The sequence below is a fragment of the Hymenobacter glacieicola genome (genome assembly GCF_014640315.1).
Taxonomy (GTDB): Bacteria; Bacteroidota; Bacteroidia; order Cytophagales; family Hymenobacteraceae; genus Hymenobacter; species Hymenobacter glacieicola.
On the sequence record NZ_BMGS01000001.1, the window covers coordinates 640,271 to 663,536 of the forward strand.

Below are 23,266 nucleotides of genomic sequence, written 5' to 3' on the forward strand. Positions count from 1 at the left end.
CCTTTTTGTTGATACGAAACCGTGCCGGGCGTTACTTTCGCACGAAACGCTGCACGTTGCGCTTCGTGCCAATTGTGGTTTCCAGGAAATAGAGGCCCGCAGGTACCTGCTGAATGTTAATGCTGGTGCCGCCCTGCGCCTCGCCGGTAGCGACCGTTTTGCCCGCGGCCGAGTACACGCGGTACTTTACCAGGCTGGTGGCCTCGGGCAGCGTGATAGTCCCCAGGCTGGGGTTTGGGTAGAGAGAAGCCACGTTTTCGGCTAGCTCCAGCCCGCCTACAGTAGCCACTGAGGAGTAGGAATCAGTGCCTTCCACATCTACCTGGCGCAGGCGGTAATATGCCTGGGTGGACAGGGGAGCAAGATCAGTGAATTTGTACGTAGCACCGGTGGCCGTAGTACCGTTGCCCGCTACCCGTCCAATGGTGGTAAAGGTTTTGCTGTCCTGGCTGCGCTGCACTTCAAAGTACGCGTTGTTCTTCTCCAGAGAGGTAGCCCAGTTCAGTAGCACATTCTGCCCCTGGCGGTTTGCAAAGAAGCCCGTGAGAGTGACGGGAAGGGGCTCTAGGCTGCTAAGAAATACATCATCAACAGCTAGTGCTGTTTTGTCATTAGCATTAATGGTAATTCGAAGCTTAGCTTGTGTGACAGTAATAGGAAGATTTATTCTCAGAACTGAGTACTTGTTGGCTGCTGCCGTAGTAGCAGTAAATATTGTTGAAGCAGTTTGGCCTAATGTAGTAGTTGCGGTAGCTGTTGAGGAAAAATCCCAAATTATGTCTCTACCGCTACCACTACCCTGAATTACCATTGCTTGTCTATAGCTTACACCATTATCGGTACTGATTGCTATTGTGACATTGCCATTTGAGGCAAGCCCTCCATTCTGGTTAGTGGCAAAAGCTGCTAGTCTAATAGTGAAGTAATTGTTAGAGAAGTTATTGAAGTTTATGTTTCTAAAGTCTAACACAGTAGATACTACTCCACTACCCGTGTTATTCTGTGACCCATAAGAGGAAATACCGCTCGAACTTACTGCACTGTTTGCTGGGCTTGGGTTGGGGCCTTGAAAGGCAGTGGCTGAATTACCTGTAAAAAATTGTCCGCCAGTGCCACTAGTAGTGTAACTATAGCCCAATTCTGTATTAGTAGCTTCAAAACTCTGGTTTGTTGTGTACTGAGCCCAACTCACGGTAGGGCTGATGCCCATGAGTAAGAGCCCGAACGCCACGCGTTTCAAGACGGGAATCTTTGTCTGGGATAAGCAGGTAGCCAAGTTCATCGAAGCAGGTAGTAGAAAGGTGAGGAACAGTAGATTCTAGCTGAAATATAGGGCTTTATGCCTTGCAAATCGATGCTATGCTAAAGCAACATACTTTTTACTGTATTGGTTATCAGTGGCTTATCTTATTAAATTCCCATTATAAGTCCCATATTGATAAGTTAAAATATAGATTTATTGTTAAAAAATATAATTAAATGAGCTGAAACCACCTCTCCACCTGACGGGGCTGTAGTTGCTGGCAAGTTGTGTTATGGTTAATAACATCGGTTCTTTGTAGGCTATGGAACAGCAACACACCAACGACCTACCCGAATTACTTTATATCTCTGACCCTTTGTGCGGCTGGTGCTACGGCATGAGCCCCGTGGTTCAACGGGTGCAGCAGGAGTTTGCCGGGCGTGTGGAGGTGTCGGTGCTGTGCGGAGGCATGGTGACGGGCGCGCAGGTTGGCCCCATCCGGGAAGACTGGCCTTACATAACCGGGGCGCTGGAGCAGGTAGAACAGGTGACGGGCGTGCAGTTTGGGGCCGCGTTTCGGGCCCTGGGGCAGGAGGGTAGTCACGTGCAGGACTCAGAGCCGCCGTGCCGGGCCATTCACGCATTTCGGCAGCTGCGGCAGGAGCAGGCCGCCGAGTTTGCCCACGCCGTGCAGCGCGCCTACTTTCAGGAGGGCGCCGACTTAAACGATCTGGCAACTTACGAGCCCCTGGCCGCAGCCTACGGCCTTGACCCCAGCGAGTTCCGGCAGCAGCTCACCCGGCCCGAAATCATCCGGGGTACGCAACTGGAGTTTGCCGCAGTAAGCAAAATCGGCGTGCAAGGCTTCCCAACGACCATTTTGCGGGTAGGTAGCCAGGGTTACGTGCTGGCCCGCGGGTTCCAGCCGTATGAAAGCTTCCGCACCGACTTAGAAGAGGCCCTGCGCCAAGCCGGCAGAAACTAAGCAGCCGTACAACCTACAGCATAAAAAAAGCCGAAACGCTACTGTTTCGGCTTTTCCGGGGTTAGGGCAGGCGCACTACCTGCTTGCGGAGCGGCGACCAGGCAATGACGTGGCGGTCTTCTTTGCCTACCGTGTATTCGAAGGCAACGGCCTCGGGGCGGCGGCGCAGGTCGGCCCAGGCGGCTTGGTCGAGGCCGGGGACGGCGGCCGTATCGGTGGGGTAGGTAGCGGAGGAAGTCACGGCCGGCCGGCGGAAGTTTTTGGCGGCGAAAAACGCCTGCACCCGGCGGCGGACGTAGGCTTCCCGCTCGGCCTGGGTGGCAGTGGGCCCTTTCATTTCGTATACCATCATGGCTTCCAGATCGGGAGCCGAAAGCACTTCCCGGAAAATTACCTGCCCGCCGGCCGTGGTAATAGTGAGCGTGGCCTCCCCAGTAAGCACCGAAGCGCCGCGCAACACCAGCGAAAATGTGTCGGAAGTGCCGGGGTCCGAGAACCGGTGGCGGGCCTTAGCCGTGAGCAGCGTATCGGCCTGGGCATCAACGGGGGCCGGACGGGCCGTATCCAGGGGCTCGGGGACAGCTGCCTCGGAGTCCGGCGACGCGGGGGGAGTAGCTGAGCTAGCCGACTCAGAAGAAGGAGAAGAGCAGCCTACTACGAAAAGGAGCGGGAAAAACCACAGAAGGGCGCGCATAGCAGGAACGGAAAAATATAGGAGAAGCAAGATACTGTACGCAAGCTGAGCAGTTGGTGTTTGCCGCCGCGTGCAGCAGCAGCTACCAGAACAGCATCAGCAGAAAGGCCGCGCTCAAACACAACGACGACACCTGGTTCATGCGCATGGTATGGTCGAAATCAGCCGCCGACTCCTGCCGCCAGACGGCGCGGGCCCACTGCAAAAACAGCACCACCACCGGGCCGGTAGCTACCAGAAAAATAATGATGTGGCGTGCTTCGTCGCGCCAGAGGTAGGCCGCCACCAGCACGGCGGCGCCCGTGGCCAGGGCCGCGCCGGCAAATACAAACGTGCCCCGCAGGCCCAGCCGCAAACTCAGGGTCCGGTCGCCCCGGCGAGCATCTTCGGCGTGCTGGTACACCTGCGTGAGCGGGTAGGAGCCGCACAGAAACAAGCTACTTACCAGGGCCAACACCAGGTTCTCGGGGGCCAGCAGTTGGGTGGCTGGGGCCTCCACACCTACCTGCGTCATCAGGAAAGTATAGGCTCCCTGGAACACTACGACCACTGCCGTGCTCAGCAGCGGGTACTTTTTCAGCCGGATTCCCTCGTAGCTGTATGCTTTCGAGACCAGCAAGTACACGGCCACAAGCCCCGCAAACGCCGGGCTCAGCAGCAGCCCCCCCGCTACGGCCAGCCCATCGAACAGCCACACCAGGTGGAGCAGTTCGCGCGAAACTTTTGGTGGCTGCCGCAGCCCCCCAATGCTACCCTCGTCCCGGTCGTAGTAACTGTTGTAGCCGTTGGAAGCAGGGTAAGCCAGCAAGTGCAGCACCACAAATACGCCTACTGCCCGTGCTACGCTGAAGCCGGAGGGAAGGGCACTGAGGCCAAACCAGTAAACGGGCATCAGGTACACCGAAAACGGGATGCGCAGCAAGGGCAGCGCGCGGCGGTAAGCGGCAAAAGGCATAGGGCAGGCGGGCAGGGCCGCTTCGGGAGGGGAGGAAAGCCCGGCGCGACGGCGCACCGACCGGGCGGGCCGCAAGCTACGGGTTAGCCCTCAGTTTCGGTGGGTACCCCTATCAGGTAGGTAACCTTCGGGCCCCACCAGTGCCGTACTACCCCCGCCTGCCAACGAAACGTACCCGCCGCATCGGCGCGGTGAGCCAGGGCCAGCAACTGGGCCGGCGGGTACATACGCAGAATCGACACGCAGCCGTCCCAGATGGTAAACAGTGGAATCAGGGGTACGGCGTACGTAAAAAAGAGGCGGCTGAAGCGGAAAGGCCGAATAAAGGGCGTAATAAGCAGCTGTGCAACTGGCAGCACCGTGCAGGCCAGCAGAATTTCAGCCCAGTGCTTGCCCGCGCCCTCAAACACCCCAATGCCGGCCCGCTGCCGCACGGCATCGGCCAGAATGGCCTCGGCGGCGGGAGGGGAAAAGTGATGAAACGCCGAGAAGATCGTGCGAAACCCCGTCAGGCCCGCCGCTACGGCCGTGGCGTCCACTGGGGCTAGCTCGTAGCGCAGGCCGGGCGTTTGGGCTTGTAGCGTCTGCCAGGCCAGGGGCTGGGGGTACAGATCAGTGAGCGTGACGGTGGCGGCGGGCAAGCCCGTGGCCTGCAACCGGCGCAGCAGCGGGGCCGTGCCACCGCCCGCCCCGGCCCCCAGCTCCAACAGCCGGGTTTGCCCAGTCTGGCGCAGGGCCTGGTGTAGTAGGGGCACAATGGGCTGGTAAGTACCCAGGGCCGTTATCATAAAGCGCAGGTAATCCATCATCCCGGCCCGGATAACCTGCGGAAACCAGGGTAAATCTTCGAACTCAAACAACTGGAGGCGCAGCTTCATGGGCATAGCCTACGCGAAGCCGCCGGTTTTGGCTGGGCGCCCCTCAGCCGGGAGCTTAGTCGCAGGCAGAGGTGCGGCCGGTGTTGCTTTGCTGACCGGGGCTGTAGAGCCACAGCACGGTAAGCATGGCGGCGGCCCAGTACGGCAATGACATGTTCAGCAAATGGGTCATGGAATCGATGGGCAGCAGTACTTCCAGCAGCTGGTTGGCTAGCAGAAAGAACAAGGTAACGCCCACCAAGGCCAAGGAGCGGCGCGACAGGCCCACCCGTAGCCGGCACATGGCGCTGAAGAAGGGAATTACCAGCGGAACAATGGCCAGCGAAACCAGGGCCGCTACCAGCCCGCTCATCAGGGCAATGGGGTAGTCGTCGATGCGGTCGAGGGAAAAGTCCAGCAGCAGCCACAGCGTACCGCCCGTGTTAGCTAGGGCCCAGAGAATAAAGGTGCGCGTGATAGTGGAGTGGCCGGCAGTAGAAAGTAAGACCATAGGAAGTGCGGCTAAAAGAAAAGTAACGTCCAGCAGAAATAGAGGCAACAGGCTGGCAACCCGAAAAGCGAGTACAGTTGAGAATACGCCACCTGAAGCTCGCTGGATTGTAGAAATCCAGTTTTTTGTTGGGAATAGATTATTCTCAAATTGGGTCAGCTTTACGCCTCCCATTGGCCCTTATGTATTCGTCCCGTCTCATAATAGGGCAGTCGGGTAATTCGCTTACCCTTCCACACCGCAGTTAATCCGCCGTTCAGCGGCCACTTTACTGTCTCCGTCTCTACTTAGCTCAGACTTTATTCCTGTCCTTTCGCCGGCCGCGGTATCATCCGCAAGGCCTAGGGGTAGCTAAGTACAGTCGGACTATGAACATTGCCGTTCAGACTCTGGTTTTCTGGGGCTTGCCTGGCAGCCAGCTCTGCCAGATCCGGGAGGTCAAAAGCAGCCAGCCCCTAGAAAGCGTTTCTCGAACTATATATTCCGAGCAGTGCCCGGAATCTGAGTTACGCATAAGAAGCTACCCCAGATTCCGGGCACTGCTCGAAGGGATACGTACCGGTTTTCGGTTTTCAAATGGTACCTGGGAGATTAAGCCGGAAAATAGTTAGCCGTAGCTGTAGGAAGTTACGATAAACCTACCTTGCTTTGTAGCGCAAAGTTCTTTAGAATATGTCGAAGCCTGCTACAGACCCGCTGGTTCAACTCACCGAGATTCGCGCCATCATGGAGCGTTCCTCGCGCTTCATCTCGCTTAGTGGCCTTTCCGGGGTAGGGGCCGGGGTAGTGGCACTGATCGGGGCGGCCGTGGGGCATTGGTATTTGCAGCAGCGCTACCCCAACGCGGGCTACCTGCGGCTGCTGCAGAGCACCCCCGAAGAGCGGCAATTGGTGCTGCCCTACCTGCTGCTGCTGGCCGTGAGCATTATTGGGGTGGCGCTGGGCGTGGCTACGTTTTTCACGGCCCGTCGCGCCCACCGGGCCGGGCAGCCGCTCTGGAGCGCCCTGGGTCGGCGCTTGGCCCTGAGCCTGCTGATTCCGCTGGTAGCGGGCGGCTTGTTTTGCCTGGCGCTGTTTCTGGAGGGCGCCGTTGGGTTGGTGGTACCCGGGTTGCTGCTGTTCTACGGCCTGGCCCTGCTCAACGCCAGCAAATACACCCTCGACGAAATCCGGTGGCTCGGCCTCACCGAAATTGGGCTAGGTTTGGTGGCGGTGTTGGTCCCCGGCCTGGGGTTGGCGTTCTTTGCGCTCGGTTTCGGCCTGGGTCACATCGGCTACGGCCTGCTGATGTACAACCGCTACGAGCGAGACTAGTCCGCATCCGCAGTTACCGGGGCCTGGCTGCCCTAGCATTTCGCTTCTTCTGCTTCTGTGAAACACCTGATCCATACCCTCAATAAAGCATTCGACAACCGGGTCCGGTTGGGCGTGATGGCCGTGCTAATGGCCAATGAGTCGGTGAGCTTCAACGAGTTGAAAGAGGCCCTGGACTTAACCGACGGCAACCTGGCCAGCCACGTAGCAGCCCTGGAAAAGGCAGGCTATGTGCAGGTTAGCAAGCAGTTTGTTGGTAAGAAGCCGAACACTACCTACTCGGCCTCCACGGAAGGCAAAAGCGCCTTTCAGGAGCATTTGGTGGCCTTGGAAAAACTGCTGCGCGGGGCGTAGTCTTTTTTTTTGTTCCTAAACTTTGAAATACAAAGTACTTTAAGATAAAAGCTATGACGTCCTTTTCCGTTTCTGCACCCGCGGCGGCAGCCCCGGGTGTGCGCCGGGCGGCCTTACCGCTCACCAGCCTCCAGAAAGCGCTACTCCCGCTCGGGGCTGTGCTCTTTGACGTTCTGTTCTGGAACCAGGAAGTGGGGCTGAATCTGAGCTTATACACGTTGTTCGTGGTTGCCGCTACTTTGGCCGGGCTGCCGCGGCACGCCGCCGTGTGGCGCTCCGGCTACTTTTGGCTGATGCTGGGCGGCACCTTGCTGAGCGTGGGTTGCGTGTTGCTGCTCGGTTCGGGTGCTGCTAAGCTGGCCTGCGTGGCTTCTCTGGTCTTGGTGCTAGGCTACGTAAATCAGCCCCACCTGAAGCTGCTGGCTTTTGCCCTGCTCACGAGTTTGGTCAGCGCGGCGCGGGTGGTACCCGGCCTGCTACCCTACTTGCGCCTGCCTAGCGGCGGGATGGGGCGCTGGAGCCGCACCCGTTTCTACGGGCGGCTGCTGCTCATGCCGCTGGTGGTGCTGGGTGTGTTTCACTTACTGTTTAGCATGGCCAACCCACGCTACGCTGCGCTGGCTGCGGTAGCACTGGCTACGGTAGGGGAGTGGCTGGCGGCCCTGCTGCCAGCTATATCGGTGCCCCACCTGCTGTTTTTCCTGGTAGGATTAGTGCTCACGGCGGGCGCGTTGGTGCTGGTGCCGGTGCACTTTTTCCTGGATCGGGAATCGCGCTTCGGGGAGTTTGTGCGGCGGCAGCGCGACCGGGTGGCGTCCTTTAGCGTGCGTAACCCCAACTTCCGGGCCCAAACCTTCCGCTCCCTTGATTTGCGCAAGGAATACCTGGCCGCCCTGGCCGTGTTCGGTTTAGTAAATGTCCTGCTGCTGGTTGTCAACATCATTGATATCAACTGGATCTGGCTGGGCTTCACGCCTTCCCCCGGCTTCGACCTGACGCAGTTTGTACACGAGGGTACCTACGTGCTGATCTTGAGCATTCTGGTGGCCATGGGCATTGTGCTGTGGTTTTTCCGGCGCAACCTCAACTTCTACGCCCCTGGCCTGCGGGCCCTACGCTGGGGTGCCACGGTGTGGGTGGTACAGAATGCGGTGCTGGTGGTGTCGGTGGGGCTGCGCAACTACTACTACATCACCTACACGGGCCTGGCCTACAAGCGCATTGGCGTGTACGGGTTTCTGCTGCTGACGCTGTTCGGGCTGGGCACGGTGCTGCTCAAAATCTGGCAGCGCCGCTCGGCCTACTCTTTGGTGCGGCTGAACGCGGTGGCGGCTTACGGGCTGCTCCTGCTGCTGGCCCTGGGCAACTGGGAAATCTGGATGGTGCGCTACAACCTAAGCCCGCGCTTTAAAGCCGTAGACGTAGGCTTTCTGCTGGAAATGCCCGAGCGGGTGCTGCCGGAACTGCAGGCCCGCCAGAGCGTGCTCAGCGGCATGACCCGCATTGTTATCAGCCCGCCCGGCAGCTACAACGAAGTCAACGCTACCCCCGCCCAAGCGCAGGAAGCCATCAAGGCCCGCGTCGCGGGCTGGGTCCGCAACTACCCCGAGTACCACACGTGGCAAAGCTGGACCTACGCCGAGGCCCAGGCCTACGAGCATCTACGACAATAAGCTCCCAACCGTGAAGGCGGGCTTGCGCCCCCGCTGGCTTGCCCGGTAGTCAGAATAGCTATTGCTACCCGTCGGAATTACTACCCCGCTATTGCTACCCCTAGTGCTGATCCGCTACCTCTTGATTTGCTGACTATCCGGCCGCCGGTGGGGCCGGGGCCGGTAGCCCGGTTGCGCGAGTCCGCCTTCCTTTTTTCTACTACTCTTTTCTTCTGCCTTATGAGTCTTGCCCAAGTAAGCCTAACGCTGGCCGGCGTGCTGTTATGCGCCGCCTGCATCGGGGCCCTGGCCGTGCTTCTGACCTGGCGCGAGCGGGCTGCCTCCGGCCCGGAGCGCCGGCGCCGTTTGCTGACCGTTGTGCTGCCTGGCTCGGCCCTGCTGCTGGGCCTCGTGCTCTGGACCCTGCTGCACGTGATGCTGCTGTGGGCACCCGGTGCCGCGGGCGTGGTAGCGGCCCGCTAGGCTGGCTTAGCACGATTTAACGCTCCAGTCCGGCGGCTGCCAGCCGTCGGGCCAGGGCGGTAAGCTGAGGTTGCTGACGTCCTGCTCGGCTGGATCGTTCCGACGGTGCCTGTCAGACCGGGGCGTTAAACCGCGCTAAGTGCGAAAGGGCAGTCCTAGTCGTTTTCTTTTTTCCTGTTCATATGCCTTCCTCATCCTCCTCAGCTTCTTGGCTTGAGCAACTGCTGGTTTTTATCTGGTACACCGTGTTGCCGGCCGTCTCGGGGCGATTGTGGGTAGGGCTAGCCGTGTTGGTATTCAGTGCCCTCAATTTGCTCTTGTGTGAGGAAATATGGCCGCACACTCCACAAGCGGCAGAGCTGTTCATGGCTTGCTTATGCGGCGGTCTGCTGGTGGTGCCCTGGCTGGTGGCGCGTATGGTGCAGCGGGTGACGGCGGGCGTGTCGGGCTGGTTCTGGCGGTTACTGTGGCACCTGGCTACGGTGGGTTGCTATGCGGCGGCTGGTTTGCTGTTGGTATCGGCTTTTATCGGCTTGGTTGTGGTTGTAGTCGAGTGAAGCAGGTGCGGGTGCTGCCGCCGTTACGAGTCTGGGTCTGACCCAAGGTCCAGGTCGGTGCCAACCCTCGGCCGAAACGGATTTTCGCTCGTGGCCTGGGGCTAACTGGTATATTTGCGACTCCGTTGCCGGCTCGCCTGGCTTCGCCTGCCTCACTGCGCTCTGCATGTCTGCTCCTCAGTCGTCGAAAACAACTTCCCCGGCCCCACCGCCCCGCCGTTGGCCTAACATCCTTTCCCGTACCCTGTGGGGGATTTTTGTGCTGGGAGCCGGTACTTTTCTGCTCTACCCCATTCTGGTGAGTATGAACTTTCTGTTCCTGTTTGGTAAGTCGCCGAGCCTGGAGGAGCTGGAAAACCCTCGCGTGGAGCAGCCCTCCGAGGTGTATACCGCCGATGGCGTACACATAGGCCGCTACTTCCGCGAAAACCGTTCCCCGGTGCCGCTCAGCAAGATGTCGCCCTGGCTGATCAAGGCCCTGGTGGCTACCGAGGACGTGCGCTACCAAGACCACTCCGGCATCGACCCCAAGGCCATTGCCCGGGCCGTGCTGGGCGCCGCTACCGGCGGCAGCGGGGGCGGGGGCTCCACCATCACCCAACAGCTGGCCAAAAACCTCTACAAAACCCGCCGCAAGGAAAATACTGGTCTGCTGGGCCACCTGCCGCTGGTGGGCACCATCATTAGCAAAACCAAGGAGTGGCTGACGGCCGTGGAGCTGGAGCGCCGCTACACCAAAGATGAAATCCTGGCCCTTTACTTCAACACCGTGGAGTACGGCTCCCAGGCCTACGGTATTAAGGTGGCCGCCAAAACCTTCTACAGCACCTCGCCCGACAGCCTGACTATCGAGCAGGCTGCTACCCTGGTGGGCATGCTCAACAATCCGACCGCGTATAACCCCAAGTTTCACCCCGCCGCTTCCCGCAAGCGCCGCGACCTGGTGCTCACGCGCATGGGCCAGGCCGGCGTACTGACGCCGGAACAGGTGAAAACGGAGCAAGCCACGCCCATCGTGCTGCAGTACCAGGTAGAAAAGCACGTCGATGGGCCCGAAACCTACTTCCGCGGGGCCGTGAGCCAGTTTGTAAACGAGTGGTGCAAAAAGAACGGCTACGATATGTACCGCGACGGACTGCGCATCTACACCACCATTGACTCCCGGATGCAGGGCTACGCCGAGGAGGCGGTGCAGAAGAAGATGAAGACCTTGCAGCGCACCTTCGACAACTTCTGGCGCAACCGGGGCAAAGACCCCTGGGTAGACGAGGACGGCAACGAGATTCCCAACTTCATCGAAACCCAGATGAAGCGCACCGAGCAGTACAAGGAGCTGGCCGCCCGTTACCAGGGCCGCCCCGACTTGCTCGACTCAGCCCTGCACCGCAAGCGCCCCATGAAGGTCTTCACCTGGAAGGGCGACGGGGATACTACCCTGGTGATGTCGCCGCTGGATTCGCTGGCTTACTACAAGCACTTCCTGCACGCGGGCATGATGACCATGGACCCCTTCACCGGCCAGATCAAGGCCTGGGTGGGCGGCCTCAACTACCGCTTTTTCCAATACGACCACGTGCGCCAAGGCAAGCGCCAGGCCGGCTCTACCTTCAAGCCCTTCGTCTACCTCACGGCCCTCGACAACGGCTACTCGCCCTGCGACCGAATCCGGGATGAGCGGGTGACCATTAACTACGTGGAAAACGGCCAGCCCATGGAGTGGAAGCCCGACAACGTGACCCGCGAGTACACCGGCATGAACATGACCCTGCGCTACGCCATGGCCCGCTCCGTGAACTCCGTCACGGCTCAGCTCACCGAGAAAGTAGGCTGGGAGAACGTGGCCAAGTACGCCAACAAAGTCGGTATCCGGAGCAAGCTGCTGCCGGTACCCAGCATCGGCCTGGGCTCGGGCGGCGACGTGAGCGTATACGAAATGGTGAATGCCTACAGCACCTTCGTTAACCAGGGCTTCCGGCCCGAGCCCATGCTGGTTACGCGCATTGAGGACCGCAACGGCAACGTCATCGTACAGTTCGACCCCCAGCAGAAGCGCGTGATTCCGGCCGAAACGGCCTGGCTGATGACCTATATGCTGCGCGGGGGCATGGAGGAGCCCGGCGGCACTTCCCAGGCTCTCTGGGACTACGAGCTGTGGCGCAAAAACAACCAGATCGGGGGCAAAACCGGCACTACCAGCAACTACTCCGACGGCTGGTACATGGGCGTCACTAAGGATTTGGTAACGGGCGTGTGGGTAGGGGGCGAGGACCGGAGCATTCACTTCCTGAACTCCCAGCAGGGCGAGGGCGGCCGCACGGCCTTGCCCATCTTCGGCACCTACATGGAAAAGCTCTACCAGGACCCCGAGTTGGACATCCGCATGGGACCCTTCCCGCAGCCCACCGTCAAAATCAGCAAGAAATACGTCTGCGTAACTGCTGAGCCGCGCCGCCGCCGCGAGGCCGAAACCGTGGACACCATCGTCGTCGACAACCTGCTGGAAAACCTGAACAACGGCACCGTCCCGATACCAGATAGTCTGTAGCTCGTATCACCTATCACCTGGCAAGCCTGCTAGTCATGCAAAAGGCCCCGGTTATGATAACCGGGGCCTTTTGCATGACTAGCGGAATAAGCCTCTACTCTTCCCCATAAAACGATTCCAGGGCGGCTCGCAGGGTAGGAAACTCAAATTTGAATCCTTGCTTCAGGGTCTTTTCGGCGCTTACCCGTTGGCTGGCCAACACAATTTCGCTCATCTCGCCCATCATCAGCTTCAGCCCAAACTCCGGCACTTTGGGTAGCACCAGGGGGCGGTGCAGCACGGCGGCCAGGGTTTCGGTGAACTCCTTGTTGGTAACGGGGTTAGGCGACACGGCATTGTACGTGCCCTGCCACTGGGACTCCTCCATGGCCTGAATAAACAGGCGGCACAAATCGTCGAGGTGAATCCAGGACATGTACTGCTTGCCGGAGCCCAGCGGGGCACCCGCCATCAGCTTTACGGTACGAGCCAGGGGCACCAGCGCGCCGCCTTCCGGGCTGAGTACAATGCCTATCCGAAAGATGGCGGTGCGAATTCCGTCGGCGGCTACGTTATGGGCCGCTGCTTCCCACTGCTGGCACACTTCGGCCAGGAAATCATCGGGGGCCGGGGCAGTTTCTTCCGTTACAATCTGGTCGTCCCGGTCGCCGTAAATGCCGATGGCCGACGCTGAAATAAAGGTCTGGACGTGGTGCGAGCCTTTGGCCAGCTCCCGGGCCATTAGCTGCGTGCCGGCTAGTCGGCTCGAGAGGATTTCGCGCTTGCGTTCCTGGGTCCATTTCCCATCCGAAACGCTGCTGCCGGCCAGGTTGATGATGTAATCGGCGTAGGGTACGGCCGCTTCATCAATGGTTTCAGCCAAGGGGTCCCAGCGGAAGCTGCGGTAACGGCCGCTGCCGGGAGTGCGGCTCAGCAGGGCTACTTCGTACCCGGCATCAATCAGCATTTCGGCGAGGCGGGTGCCAATCATGCCGGTGCCCCCGGTAATCAAAACTTTGCGCGACATGGAAGAGAACAGGTAGCCCGGCACCAAGGGGGCGCCAGGACTTTAAACGGAGAGTTGGAAAGCGAAGGGAAAGCTAACAGCTTTTTATTTGCCAATCAGCCGCAGGAACTCTGCGCGCAAGGCTTCGTCGCGGGCGAAGGCGCCGCTGTATTCCGCCGTTAGGGTGCTGCTGCTCGTGTCATTCACGCCCCGGCTCATCACGCACAAGTGGTCGGCCTCAATGAGTACGGCTACGTCGTCGCTGCGAAGGGTAGTCTTTAGCTCCTCCGCAATCTGGCGGGTGAGGCGCTCCTGCACCTGGGGGCGGCGGGCAAAATACTGCACTACTCGGTTGAGCTTGCTTAGGCCCACCACGTGTTCACCCGGCAGGTAGGCCACGTGGGCCTTGCCAATAATGGGAACGAAGTGGTGCTCACAGCAGGAAAACAGCGTAATGTCGCGCTCCACCAGCATATTCCGGTACTGGTAGCGGTTCTCGAACAGCTTCACATCGGGCCGATGCTTGGGGTCGAGGCCTTTAAACCATTCCTGCACGTACATTTTGGCCACGCGCTTGGGCGTGCCGCTCAGGCTGTCATCCGTGAGGTCCAGCCCCAGAATCTGCATGATGTCGCGGAAGTGCTCGGCAATAGCGGCAATCTTTTCGTCGTCGCTGAGCTGGAAGGCGTCAGCCCGAAGGGGGGTGCGCAAATCGGCTGGCAACTCTACGTCGATGGCGGGGCGGGCTGCGGTGCCATCCGCGGGGGAGGCTGCAGCAGCGGGGTTATCCATGGTATTCTACAAAATTGCGTTCGGTCTCGTACAGCGTAACCGACATGGTCAGGTGCTCTTCCACGTGCGGGCGTAGCCGGTTCCAAATCACGATGGCAATATTTTCAGCCGTGGGGTTCAGGTGGCGGAATTCCTCCGTGTCCAGATTCAGATTTCGGTGGTCAAAGGTATCCAGAATCTCGCGCTTGATCAGGTCGCTCAACCGCTTCATATCATACACGTAGCCCGTAGCGGGGTCAATGTCGCCGGTCAAACGTACAATGAGCTCGTAGTTATGGCCGTGATAATGAGGGTTATTGCACTTGCCAAACGTAATTTGGTTCTGCTCATCATTCCAGGCAGGGTTGTGCAGGCGGTGGGCAGCGTTGAAGTGTTCCTTGCGGCAAACAGTGATAGGCATAGTCGGGATTAAACTGGCGGGAGCTGCTTTTGTTTCAGAAAGTATAGAGAATATCAAGTAGTTGGCTCAGCCAAGATAGCCTAGCTCAACAGGAATAGATGCCATTATCTGGTATATAAACGATTATGAATATTAATTTTCTAACAAAAGTCAGTTTTCTTCAAAAAAAACAATCCGCGGTCTGGTGAGATGCTGGCAGGCTAGTTAAATTTGATGAGTCGGAGTTCGTTTACCCGACGGTCATACCTGCAAATCATTTTCTTCTCAACTTATTTCATTTCCTATGAAACGAGGCGTACTCTTTTCTTTGCTGCTGATGTTGGCAACATCGGTGACTAGCTTCGCGCAAAAGTCGCCGGTTGATGAAACGGACATGGCCGTAAAAGGCATTCCGCGTAAGGGGCAGCGGGTTTCTGTGCAGCTGGATAGCAAGCGCGTGGAAGACTCCTGGAAAAAGCAGCTGGACGAGCAGTTCGGTAGCAAAGTAAAAGCGGACAAAGGCGTATACACCATGGACGGAGTCGTGATTGACGCCGTTTCCAAGACGCCAGTACGCGTAATCAGCAAAGTAGACGCCGTTCCTACCGGTACTACCATCTGGTGGTCGATTGACTTGGGTAACGCATACCTGGGAAAAGAGTCGACGCCGGTGCAGTGGAAAGCTGCCGAAGGCTACCTGAAAGACTTCGCCCGCAAGCTCTACCGCGAAGACTTGGCCGTACAGGTTGCTGAAGCTGAGAAAGCCCTCGTGTCGTCGCAGAACAACCACATGGCGGTTATCTCGAAGGCGGATGCCATTAAGAAAGACATCGAGAAAAACAAAGCGCGTAAAATCGAAATTCAGCAGCAGCTGGCCCAGAACGCCGCTGAACTGCAGCAGTACAACAACCAGGTGGATATGAACCTGAAGGAGCAGGAAGCTGCCCGCGCCGACATTGTGAACATGCGCGTAGCCCTGGAGGCCGTGAAGGAGCGCATGAACAAGATTGAGTAGTCGGTCCGCCGATTTTTACTTGTAAGCAAAAAGCCCCGCCTGCTATCAGGCGGGGCTTTTTGTTGCTATACAGTGCTGCTATTGCAGCCAGCGACGAATGTACTGATCCGCGGCCTTCTCGTCTTTCCAGCCGGCAATGCGGGTCTCTCCGGGTCGGCCCCGGTGCTGGAACCACAAGCTCAGCGACTGGCGCACGCCCGGGTAGCGGCGGTTCAGGGTGGCCCAGTCCGTGACATCTGGCAGGATGCGCTGGGCCGGTCGCGCCGGAACTGCCACGACCAGCTGCTGCAGGGTCCCGTTCACGTCGAGCAGCAGCAGGGCCACGGGGACTACCTCCAGCACGCTGCCCGCAGGCTGACTTTCGGCCAGCACCAGCGCCGGCACGGGCTCGTCAGCTTCCTGGGGCCGGCCGGCCGCGCTGACTTTGGTGCCCGGAACAAAGCCGAGGTTGCCCGGCACGGGCAGGAACTCAATGAGCTGGTCGGAGCCGGCCCGCTGCAGCGGCTGGAATTCATGCGTTTGGGCGTGGTAGCGCTGCTCGTGGTTGGTGCCAGCGGGCATTTCCACCACCACCTGCAACAGCTTGTGCTCGGCTGAAAACGTAGGCAGGTCGGCATAATCCGTTTGGCAGCCTGCCAGCGAAGCGGCGCTTATTACGGTCAGGAGTAGAAACCAACGCACACGCATGAATTCCAGGGCTACAACTGCTACTGCGCTAACTGTTCGTTTAAAATCCGGAAGGGGTTCAGTTCCTCCAAGTGCAGCACGAAGCGGATTCGGTCGGTAAAGTCCTTGCGGCTGCTGGGCAGGCCGTCAGCATATTGCGAGCCAGCGACAGGCAGGTAAAGCCGCAGGATGTTCTTGGCAATGGGCACTACCAGGCCCGCGTCGTAGTACAGGCGCTGGGCCCCCAAGCCGGGGCCTACGGTCTGAAACTCCTTGGTGGCCCCTAAATCGGCAAAAACGGCCAGGGAAGTTACGGGCAGGTCGGCTTCTACGCCCAGGGTGCTGAGCCACCGCCGGCTGCCGACGGGTAGGTAGGCTTTGAATGCGCCGTCCCGGTCGTCGGTTTGGTGACGCTGGGCCGTGTAGGTATCGGAAATCTGCTGCCGGTCCAGGAAGGCCGTTTGGCGGCGGTAGTCGGGGCTACCGCTCAGGCCAATGATGAAGTCGTTTTCGGCCCCGGATTTCAGGAATCTACCTCCAAACAAGCGGGCCCGGATCTGCTTCTTGGCGCTGTAGTAACGGCTGTAGGTAGCCGTGGCCCGGAGCAGGGCAGCCTCCCGGTCAGTGTTGTCCACATCGACATTGGGCGTCATGTAGTTGAACTCGACGTGCGCGCCCCAGCTTTGCAAGGCGTTTTTGTGTTGCACCTGGTACTCCAGGGTCTGGAAGCTGCTGGTTTGGCCCAGGTCTTGGTTGCGCACGGTGGTGTTGGCAAAGCGCAGTAAATGCTGGGGCTGGTTGAAGGCCGAGTGGGGCAGCAGCAGCGTAATGCTGGGCTCTATCTTGCGGTAGCGCTCAAAACGCTGCACCTGAATGCCTGTGAGCAGCTGGCGCGCTACCGTACGCGGCAGCACGTTCAAACTCAGGGTGCCAATACCGTTCAGCTCGTTGCGGTTAAAACTGTACATGGGCATGGCCAGGTAGTTGAGCCGTTTAGGCGCCAGCGCGTTGTTGTAAAAGGCGGCCCCCAGCATGAACTTGTCGGAGGTGTTGGCCCCTAGTACCGGCAGCCAGTTGATGGTGTTCCGGTCCCAGCGTTCCAGGCTGGCCAGGGGCTTCAGGCGCAGGGGCTCCCAGGTCTTGAATGAGCCGCTAAGGTTCATCCGGTCGTCGCGGCGGTTGAGCTGGGGCGTGAGGTAGCCGGGGTCCACGACTACGCTGGCCACGCCGGCCCGGCGGAAGTTAAGTTGGGTTTCATCCTGCTCATCGTCTTCGGTGCCGCCAAACACGGGCGTCCACTGCGTTTCCAACACGTTGCCCTGGGCATCGAGAGTAGCAACGGGCACGGCAAACGGCGCGGGCGAATCGTTGCGCACCAGTACTTTCACCGTCTCATTCTGCACCAGCAGGTCGGATACGGCGGCTTCGTAGCGGTTTTGGGTCGTGAGCATGTCGCGGAAAAACCAATCCAGCTTCTGGCCGCTGGTTTCCTCGAACACGGCCTGCATGTCCTCGGGGTAGGGGTGGCGGAACTGCCAGCGCTGGTAGTAGGCGTGCATGGCCGCGTCGAACTTCTCCTGGCCTAAGTACCCGGCCAGGTAGCGTAGCAGGGCGGCGGTTTTGCCGTACACAATCAGCCCGTAGTTCAGCTTGCCATACTGGGCGGAAGAAATTCCGCTAACCGGCTGGTCGAGGCCCCGCGAGGCTAGTGCCTGGAAGGGCACCTGGTTCAGGGCCGCAGCCGGCAGGCCATCAACGCCCAGTGTGCGGGCCAGGCGCGGCGACTTCACCAGAAATTCCAGCTGCCCGGCCGTCGGATTTTCGCGCTCTGCCACGCGGTTTTCCACGTAGGAGTTTACGCCCTCATCAAGCCAGGGAAAGTCCCGCTCATTGGAACCCAGGATGCCGTGAAGCCAATTGTGGCCTACCTCGTGCACAATGGCCGAAGGTTGGGTCACGGTTACCATGGGGTATTCCATGCCGGAGCCCGCACTCAGGGCCCCATCCACAGCCGTAGCGGAGGCGTAGGGGTATTCGCCTACCCACTCAGAGTAGGAGGTAAGAGCCTTGTTTACATCGGTAAGACCTTTAATCCACTTTTCGGCGTCCTTGTTGGTAAACAAAACCCAGGAAGTCACCTGCCGGCCCGAGGGTAGCGTGACGCCGCTTTTAAGCACGTTAAAGCGCTTGTCGGCAAACCAGGCGAAATCGTGCACCCGGTCCTGCACGTAGCGCAGGGTTTTGGTATCGGAGGAGGACGCCGGGAACTTCAGGTCGTCGCCGAAATCCTTCTGGGTTTTCTTACCGGCCGTGGCAGCGGCCAGCTGGTCGAGGCGCTGTTGCTCATCGGGGTTTTGCAGTACGCCGGTGGCGCCTACCACGTAGTTGGCCGGCAAGGTAATGCGCACATCAAACGAGCCAAACTCCGAGTAGAATTCGCCCTGGTCGAGGTAGGGCATCTGGTGCCAGCCTTTGCGGTCGTACACGGCGGGCTTGGGGTACCACTGGGTTATCTGGTAGCTCTGCTCAACGTGACCGAAACGGGAAAAGGAATCCGGAATCTTGACCCGGAACGGCGTGGTAATGGTAATGCTGGCGCCGGGAGCCAGGGGCTGGGGCAAAATCAGCTTGGCCATGTCGGGGCTGCCGGCATCGTACTGCAGGGTAGCCGGCTGGCCGTTTACCTGAAAAGCCAGGCCATCGATGAAGCCGCGCTGCTCGGGCGTGGCAAACTGAAACTTGCGGCTGCCGTTCCGCAGCTGCTGGCGGGCAAAGGCCGTGCTGTTGTCGCGGTAAGCATTAGGCCAGAGGTGAAACCAGATGTAGGGCAGCGCATCCGGCGAGTTATTCGTGTACACCAGCTCCTCCCGGCCGCTGAGCGTGTGCTGCCGGTCGTCCAGGGTGACGTCGATGGAGTAGTTGGCTTGCTGCTGCCAGGTGGGGGTAGCACGCTGGGCGTAGCTTACTATGGGTAGAATGGCTAGGCCCCACAGGCTTATACATCTTTTCATGCGGTACGAGGAAAGGGGATTGGGTGGTGGCATGGGAAGGCGAAAGTAGCCCTTCAGACCGGAACATGGGCCACAACCTTTGCCACACAGCCGCGTTTGCACGAATATTCCCAACTGTGCCGCTGCTGGCGGCAGCTTAACCATTCACACTATGTCTTTCCACAAGATTCCCAAGGACGATACCCAACACCAAAACCACCTCGACGGCGCCGTAGGCATTCTGACCGGCAACTTGCAGGAAGAAGCCACCAAGTCGGGCCTCGACAACCATTTCCAGCGCTGGATTGAGGACCTCAAAGACGTGAACAACCCCGAGCTGCACCAGATTGTGGTGGACATGCAGGCGCTGAAAGCGCACTTCGGCGGCGGCACTATTGACAAAGACCTGGTGGGCCAGCTTCTGAGCCGCTTGGGCACTAATACTGCCAAGGCAGCCGTATTTGCCGAAAACCCGAATACCGCCCAGCGGGTAGCCAACCTGGGTGAAGCGCTCAGCGCTGCCGCCAAGCAAATGCGCGGTGGCCAGTCGAGCCCCGAGCAGGACCTGCAGCAGAACTCGTCGCAAAAATCCTAAGTCGTTGATTGGGCTGCGGCGCCCCTTATAGCTCAAAGCCAGAAACAAAACAGCCGGCCCTCCGCAAGGAGAGCCGGCTGTTTTTTATAAGCAGGAAAGCGGTACAGCTTAAGCAGTAGCCTTGGCTACGGTAGCACGCTTTTCTTTGATACGAGCAGCTTTGCCCGACAGGCCACGCAGGTAGAACAGACGAGCACGACGTACTTTACCGCGGCGCACCACCTCGATCTTGTCGATGTTAGGTGACAGGAGGGGGAAAATACGCTCAGTGCCGATTTGGTTTGAAATCTTACGAACCGTGAAGGTTTCGCCGTTCGAGTTGGTGTTCTTGCGCTGGATAACGACGCCCTGGAACTGCTGAATGCGCTCCTTGTTGCCCTCGCGAATTTTCACGTGGACATTGATGGTGTCACCGGCGGCAAATTGGGGGAAGCTGGCGCGGCGCTCCTGGGATTCCTGCTGGATAAAATCGAGTAGTACGCTCATGGCTGGAAAAACTGTGAAGGACGGCCGCGCCGTCCGAAGGGTTTCGGGTAAAGAGGCGCAAATATAGCCCTCTATTTTGAAATTGTGAAATTGTGAGTTGGTGAAATTGTGAGTTTGTCGTTCTGCTTGCGTCACTTACGGGTGCAGCGCAGCAGATTCGCTCTTCACAATTGCGCAAGCTCACTCTTGCAATAAATCCGGCCGGCGCTGTTGGGTGCGGACCAGGGCTTGCTCATGGCGCCAGACGTCTATTTTCGGGGTGTTGCCCGAGAGCAGAATTTCTGGTACCGGTAAGCCCCGCCATTCGGCCGGGCGGGTGTACACCGGCGGCGCCAGCAGGTTGTCCTGAAAGGAGTCGCTGAGGGCGGATTCTTCGTTGCCCAGCACGCCAGGCAACAGCCGCACTACCGCATCCACCAGAATGGCAGCGCCAAGCTCGCCCCCGCTCAGAACGTAGTCGCCAACGCTGATTTCGTGGGTGATGTAGGCCTGGCGGATTCGCTCGTCAACGCCCTTGTAGTGGCCGCAGAGAATGAGCAGATTACCGGCCAATGACAACCGATTCACGAGCGGCTGACGGAGCGTTTCCCCGTCGGGCGTCATGTAAATGACGCCCGACGGGGAACGTTGCGCCAGCAGCTCATCGAAACAGGCGGCAATGGGTTCCACGCGCAGTACCATGCCAGCCCCGCCCCCAAACACGTAGTCATCAATCTGACCGTGTTTGTTAATGGCGTAGCGGCGCAGGTCGTGCAGATGAATTTCGGCCAAGCCTTTATCCTGTGCCCGCTTCACGATGGAATGAGCAAAGGGGCTGACCAGCAAATCCGGCTGGCACGTGACAATGTCAATACGCATGGAAACAGAACGAACTACGGCTCTACGAATTCGTCGGGCTCATCCCGCTCCCGGGAGGCGGGCGTCAGGTACACGTCGAGCAAACCCTCCGGCAGGTTCACGAACAGCTTCCGCGCGGCCTGATCGGCCTGCTTCACCAGTTCATCTACCACCGGAATAAGTACTTCAACTCCCTGGTAGCGCATCGACAACACGTCCTGCTGGGGCAGCTCGTAGAAGGTTTCTACCGTGCCCAGCTCTCCCAACTGCTCATCGACTACCAGGTAGCCGACAACATCATGGAAGTAGAACTGGTCTTCTGCTAAATTCGGCAACTCCGTCAATGGGCGCCAGAGCTTGGCGTTGCGCAGCGGCTCGGCATCTTCAATTCGGTCGATGCCTTTGAATTTAAGCAGGGCCCGCGCGTCGCTTTGCGGCTGGAGCTTTTCCACGGCGTAGTCCGTGAGCTTACCCGGGGCAGTGGGCAACTCCACCAGCACGGATTTCAGCTTGCGGTAATCGTCGAGGTTGTCTACGTCGAAGGCGGCCACCACAAAGCCTTTCAGGCCATGGGGCTTTACCACCGAACCCAGCTCGTAGCAGTCGTCGAGAGTCATGGCGGGGAAGGATGAGGAGGGGAAACGCGCAAAGGTGATGAGGTAGGAAAGGGTAGCCAGGTAAAACCAGCAGCACGCCTTTAGTACCTCATCACCTTCTTACGTGAGCCTGAAATTAGGCGCCAGCTTCCTCAGTGGTTTCGGCCGAAGCTTCTGCGTCGGTCGTTTCGCCTTCGGCGGCCGGAGCAGCCGGAGCGTTAGCGGCCTCCAGAGCAGCCTGCTTGGCGCGCTGAGCTTCAGCACGAGCTTCGTTTACCTTGGTTTCGGCGGCCAGACGCTGCTGACGAGCTTCCTCCTTGGCAGTGCCCAGGCTAGTGCGCTTGCCTTCGATTTTAGCATCTTTCTGCTCTTTCCAGTCGGTGAAGCGCTGGTCAGCAACGTCCTGCGAGATGGCGCCTTTGATTACGCCGAGTTGCAGGTGCTTGCGGTAGAGCACGCCCCGGTAAGAAAGCATAGCACGCACGGTATCCGTGGGCTGGGCACCCTTCATAATCCAGTCGAACGCCTTGTCACCATCGAAGTTGATGGTAGCGGGGTTGGTCTGGGGGTTGTAGGTACCGATTTTCTCGATGAAGCGGCCGTCGCGGGGCGAGCGGGAGTCGGCAACAACGATGTCGAACTGAGCGGCCTTTTTGCGGCCACGACGGGCGAGGCGGATTTTAACTGCCATAAACCGGTTTGGTTAAGCGACGCATCCCGTGCGTCTGGTTGAAAATGAGGTGCAAAGGTAAGGCAAAAGGCGGAGTTGTGAAAGGTGAAGTTATGAACACCGGTAGGCGTGCGCGGGAAAAGGCGCTCAATAGCTAGCACAGCCCGAAAACCCTGAAAAAGAATAAGCCCTTCGGGCCTACGCACAAAGGGCTTACTCCTGTATCCAAGGTGAGTTACAGCTCAATATTTCACCTTCTACTACTTCACTGATCGGCTACGCCGCCATGTTCACTGGCTCCTGCCACTTGCGCTTTACTTTTACTACCCCAATCTTATCTAGTCCCCAGATAAACATGTAGGTAGGGTCCAGCTCCCACTTCTTCACGCCGAAATTGACGCGCATGGGCAGCTTGTGGTGGTTGTTCTGGAACAGCTCGCCAAACGCCAGGAAGTCGAAGGGCAGCGTATTCTTGGAGTGGTCGTGGTTGTCGAAGTTCTGGTAGCCGTACTTGTGGCCGCCCCAGTTCACAATAGCGCCGTGGATTGGGCCCATCAGAAAGTGCAGGGGTAGCAGCAGAAACTGCCACCACGCCGTAGCAAATTGCACGTAGAACAGCACGTAGAGGGCGCCCCAGCCAATGCGGGAATACCACTTGTCGCCCAGCTTCTCAATGGCGTCCCACTCGGGGTAGTCGCCCTCGAAGCGCTCAGCGGCCGCATAGTTGCGGTTGAGCACGGCATTGTAAATGTTCTTGGTCTTCCACATCATGGTGAAAGCGTTGGACGAATACAACGGGGAGTGCGGGTCCAGTTCCGTATCAGAATACGCGTGGTGCATGCGGTGGAGCAGCGCGTAGGCCCGGGGCGAGAGGAAAGACGAGCCCTGGCAGATGTAGGTGAACAGGAAGAAGAACTTCTCCCAAAACTTGTTCATCGTGAACATCTTGTGGGCTGCGTACCGGTGCAGGTAGAACGTCTGCGTGAAGAGCGACAGGTAGTAGTGCGCTACGAAAAAGAAGAGTATCGCCATAGGGGCAAAAAGTTAGAGGTCGAAACCAGAAGCGGCCGAAGCCTCAACGCGCTAAGCGCAAAAGCCGGGCTTT

Annotated in this window: 24 protein-coding genes; 9 read left to right on the forward strand and 15 right to left on the reverse strand. The window is 58.8% G+C overall.

Going from position 1 to position 23,266, the window contains the following annotated elements:
* Positions 1-31 precede the first annotated feature (31 nt).
* A complete protein-coding gene (locus tag IEW18_RS02710; RefSeq protein ID WP_188556261.1) occupies positions 32-511 on the reverse strand; it encodes a T9SS type A sorting domain-containing protein in 480 nt (159 codons plus the stop codon).
* 1,054 nt (positions 512-1,565) lie between these two features.
* Between IEW18_RS02710 and IEW18_RS02715 the strand changes: the two genes are divergently transcribed.
* Complete coding sequence (locus IEW18_RS02715) at positions 1,566-2,228, forward strand: DsbA family protein (protein ID WP_188556262.1); 663 nt, start codon at positions 1,566-1,568, stop codon at positions 2,226-2,228.
* A 61-nt stretch (positions 2,229-2,289) separates the two neighbouring features.
* Here IEW18_RS02715 and IEW18_RS02720 read toward each other — a convergent pair whose 3' ends face one another.
* The 4 genes from IEW18_RS02720 to IEW18_RS02735 all read right to left on the reverse strand — a co-directional run bounded on the left by IEW18_RS02720 (position 2,290) and on the right by IEW18_RS02735 (position 5,245).
* Entirely contained in the window at positions 2,290-2,922 is a 633-nt protein-coding gene (locus IEW18_RS02720; protein ID WP_188556263.1) for a hypothetical protein, read from the reverse strand.
* An 82-nt stretch (positions 2,923-3,004) separates the two neighbouring features.
* Positions 3,005-3,877 carry a UbiA family prenyltransferase gene (locus IEW18_RS02725; protein WP_188556264.1) on the reverse strand — a complete coding sequence of 291 codons (873 nt, stop codon included), beginning with the start codon at positions 3,875-3,877 and terminating at the stop codon, positions 3,005-3,007.
* Positions 3,878-3,960: 83 nt separating this feature from the next.
* Positions 3,961-4,755 carry a methyltransferase domain-containing protein gene (locus tag IEW18_RS02730; RefSeq protein WP_188556265.1) on the reverse strand — a complete coding sequence of 265 codons (795 nt, stop codon included), beginning with the start codon at positions 4,753-4,755 and terminating at the stop codon, positions 3,961-3,963.
* A gap of 55 nt (positions 4,756-4,810) precedes the next feature.
* Positions 4,811-5,245: a hypothetical protein gene (locus IEW18_RS02735; RefSeq protein WP_188556266.1), complete on the reverse strand. Its 435-nt coding sequence runs from the start codon at positions 5,243-5,245 to the stop codon at positions 4,811-4,813.
* Positions 5,246-5,917: 672 nt separating this feature from the next.
* On the opposite strand from IEW18_RS02735, the gene IEW18_RS02740 reads away from it, so the two are divergent.
* The 6 genes from IEW18_RS02740 (at position 5,918) to IEW18_RS02765 (ending at position 12,150) form a co-directional block, all read left to right on the forward strand.
* Positions 5,918-6,559 (forward strand): hypothetical protein, encoded by a 642-nt coding sequence (locus IEW18_RS02740; RefSeq protein ID WP_188556267.1) that lies wholly within the window; start codon positions 5,918-5,920, stop codon positions 6,557-6,559.
* A gap of 57 nt (positions 6,560-6,616) precedes the next feature.
* Positions 6,617-6,913 carry a winged helix-turn-helix domain-containing protein gene (locus tag IEW18_RS02745; protein ID WP_188556268.1) on the forward strand — a complete coding sequence of 99 codons (297 nt, stop codon included), beginning with the start codon at positions 6,617-6,619 and terminating at the stop codon, positions 6,911-6,913.
* A gap of 53 nt (positions 6,914-6,966) precedes the next feature.
* Positions 6,967-8,586, forward strand: coding sequence for a DUF4153 domain-containing protein (locus tag IEW18_RS02750; RefSeq protein ID WP_188556269.1), 1,620 nt, complete (start codon positions 6,967-6,969; stop codon positions 8,584-8,586).
* Between the two features lie 219 nt (positions 8,587-8,805).
* Positions 8,806-9,048: a hypothetical protein gene (locus IEW18_RS02755; protein WP_188556270.1), complete on the forward strand. Its 243-nt coding sequence runs from the start codon at positions 8,806-8,808 to the stop codon at positions 9,046-9,048.
* Between the two features lie 182 nt (positions 9,049-9,230).
* Positions 9,231-9,605 carry a hypothetical protein gene (locus IEW18_RS02760; RefSeq protein WP_188556271.1) on the forward strand — a complete coding sequence of 125 codons (375 nt, stop codon included), beginning with the start codon at positions 9,231-9,233 and terminating at the stop codon, positions 9,603-9,605.
* 166 nt (positions 9,606-9,771) lie between these two features.
* On the forward strand, positions 9,772-12,150 hold the full coding sequence (locus tag IEW18_RS02765; protein WP_229728569.1) for a transglycosylase domain-containing protein: 2,379 nt from the start codon (positions 9,772-9,774) through the stop codon (positions 12,148-12,150).
* 94 nt (positions 12,151-12,244) lie between these two features.
* Here the strand turns inward: IEW18_RS02765 and IEW18_RS02770 are convergent, their stop codons facing one another.
* The 3 genes from IEW18_RS02770 to IEW18_RS02780 form a co-directional block, all read right to left on the reverse strand.
* Positions 12,245-13,156, reverse strand: coding sequence for a TIGR01777 family oxidoreductase (locus IEW18_RS02770; protein WP_188556272.1), 912 nt, complete (start codon positions 13,154-13,156; stop codon positions 12,245-12,247).
* Positions 13,157-13,240: 84 nt separating this feature from the next.
* The gene (gene folE / locus IEW18_RS02775; RefSeq protein ID WP_188556273.1) at positions 13,241-13,927 is read right to left on the reverse strand and encodes a GTP cyclohydrolase I FolE; all 687 of its coding nucleotides are present in this window, start codon (positions 13,925-13,927) and stop codon (positions 13,241-13,243) included.
* A complete protein-coding gene (locus tag IEW18_RS02780; protein WP_188556274.1) occupies positions 13,920-14,327 on the reverse strand; it encodes a 6-pyruvoyl trahydropterin synthase family protein in 408 nt (135 codons plus the stop codon). Before IEW18_RS02780 ends, folE begins: the two co-directional genes overlap by 8 nt.
* A 283-nt stretch (positions 14,328-14,610) precedes the next feature.
* Between IEW18_RS02780 and IEW18_RS02785 the strand changes: the two genes are divergently transcribed.
* Complete coding sequence (locus IEW18_RS02785; RefSeq protein WP_188556275.1) at positions 14,611-15,321, forward strand: DNA repair ATPase; 711 nt, start codon at positions 14,611-14,613, stop codon at positions 15,319-15,321.
* A gap of 78 nt (positions 15,322-15,399) precedes the next feature.
* Here the strand turns inward: IEW18_RS02785 and IEW18_RS02790 are convergent, their stop codons facing one another.
* Both IEW18_RS02790 and IEW18_RS02795 read right to left on the reverse strand, forming a co-directional pair.
* Positions 15,400-16,008: an inorganic diphosphatase gene (locus IEW18_RS02790; RefSeq protein WP_188556276.1), complete on the reverse strand. Its 609-nt coding sequence runs from the start codon at positions 16,006-16,008 to the stop codon at positions 15,400-15,402.
* A gap of 20 nt (positions 16,009-16,028) precedes the next feature.
* Positions 16,029-18,998, reverse strand: a complete 2,970-nt coding sequence (locus tag IEW18_RS02795) for a M1 family metallopeptidase (protein WP_188556277.1) — start codon at positions 18,996-18,998, stop codon at positions 16,029-16,031.
* A 151-nt stretch (positions 18,999-19,149) separates the two neighbouring features.
* Between IEW18_RS02795 and IEW18_RS02800 the strand changes: the two genes are divergently transcribed.
* The gene (locus IEW18_RS02800; RefSeq protein WP_188556278.1) at positions 19,150-19,572 is read left to right on the forward strand and encodes a hypothetical protein; all 423 of its coding nucleotides are present in this window, start codon (positions 19,150-19,152) and stop codon (positions 19,570-19,572) included.
* Positions 19,573-19,680: 108 nt separating this feature from the next.
* On the opposite strand, the gene rplS is transcribed toward IEW18_RS02800, so the two are convergent.
* The 5 genes from rplS to IEW18_RS02825 form a co-directional block, all read right to left on the reverse strand.
* On the reverse strand, positions 19,681-20,058 hold the full coding sequence (gene rplS / locus IEW18_RS02805) for a 50S ribosomal protein L19 (protein WP_188556279.1): 378 nt from the start codon (positions 20,056-20,058) through the stop codon (positions 19,681-19,683).
* Positions 20,059-20,238: 180 nt separating this feature from the next.
* Entirely contained in the window at positions 20,239-20,916 is a 678-nt protein-coding gene (gene trmD / locus IEW18_RS02810; RefSeq protein ID WP_188556280.1) for a tRNA (guanosine(37)-N1)-methyltransferase TrmD, read from the reverse strand.
* A gap of 14 nt (positions 20,917-20,930) precedes the next feature.
* The gene (gene rimM / locus IEW18_RS02815) at positions 20,931-21,512 is read right to left on the reverse strand and encodes a ribosome maturation factor RimM (protein WP_188556281.1); all 582 of its coding nucleotides are present in this window, start codon (positions 21,510-21,512) and stop codon (positions 20,931-20,933) included.
* Between the two features lie 115 nt (positions 21,513-21,627).
* The gene (locus IEW18_RS02820) at positions 21,628-22,182 is read right to left on the reverse strand and encodes a 30S ribosomal protein S16 (protein WP_188556282.1); all 555 of its coding nucleotides are present in this window, start codon (positions 22,180-22,182) and stop codon (positions 21,628-21,630) included.
* Positions 22,183-22,437: 255 nt separating this feature from the next.
* The gene (locus IEW18_RS02825; protein ID WP_188556283.1) at positions 22,438-23,193 is read right to left on the reverse strand and encodes an acyl-CoA desaturase; all 756 of its coding nucleotides are present in this window, start codon (positions 23,191-23,193) and stop codon (positions 22,438-22,440) included.
* Positions 23,194-23,266 lie beyond the last annotated feature (73 nt).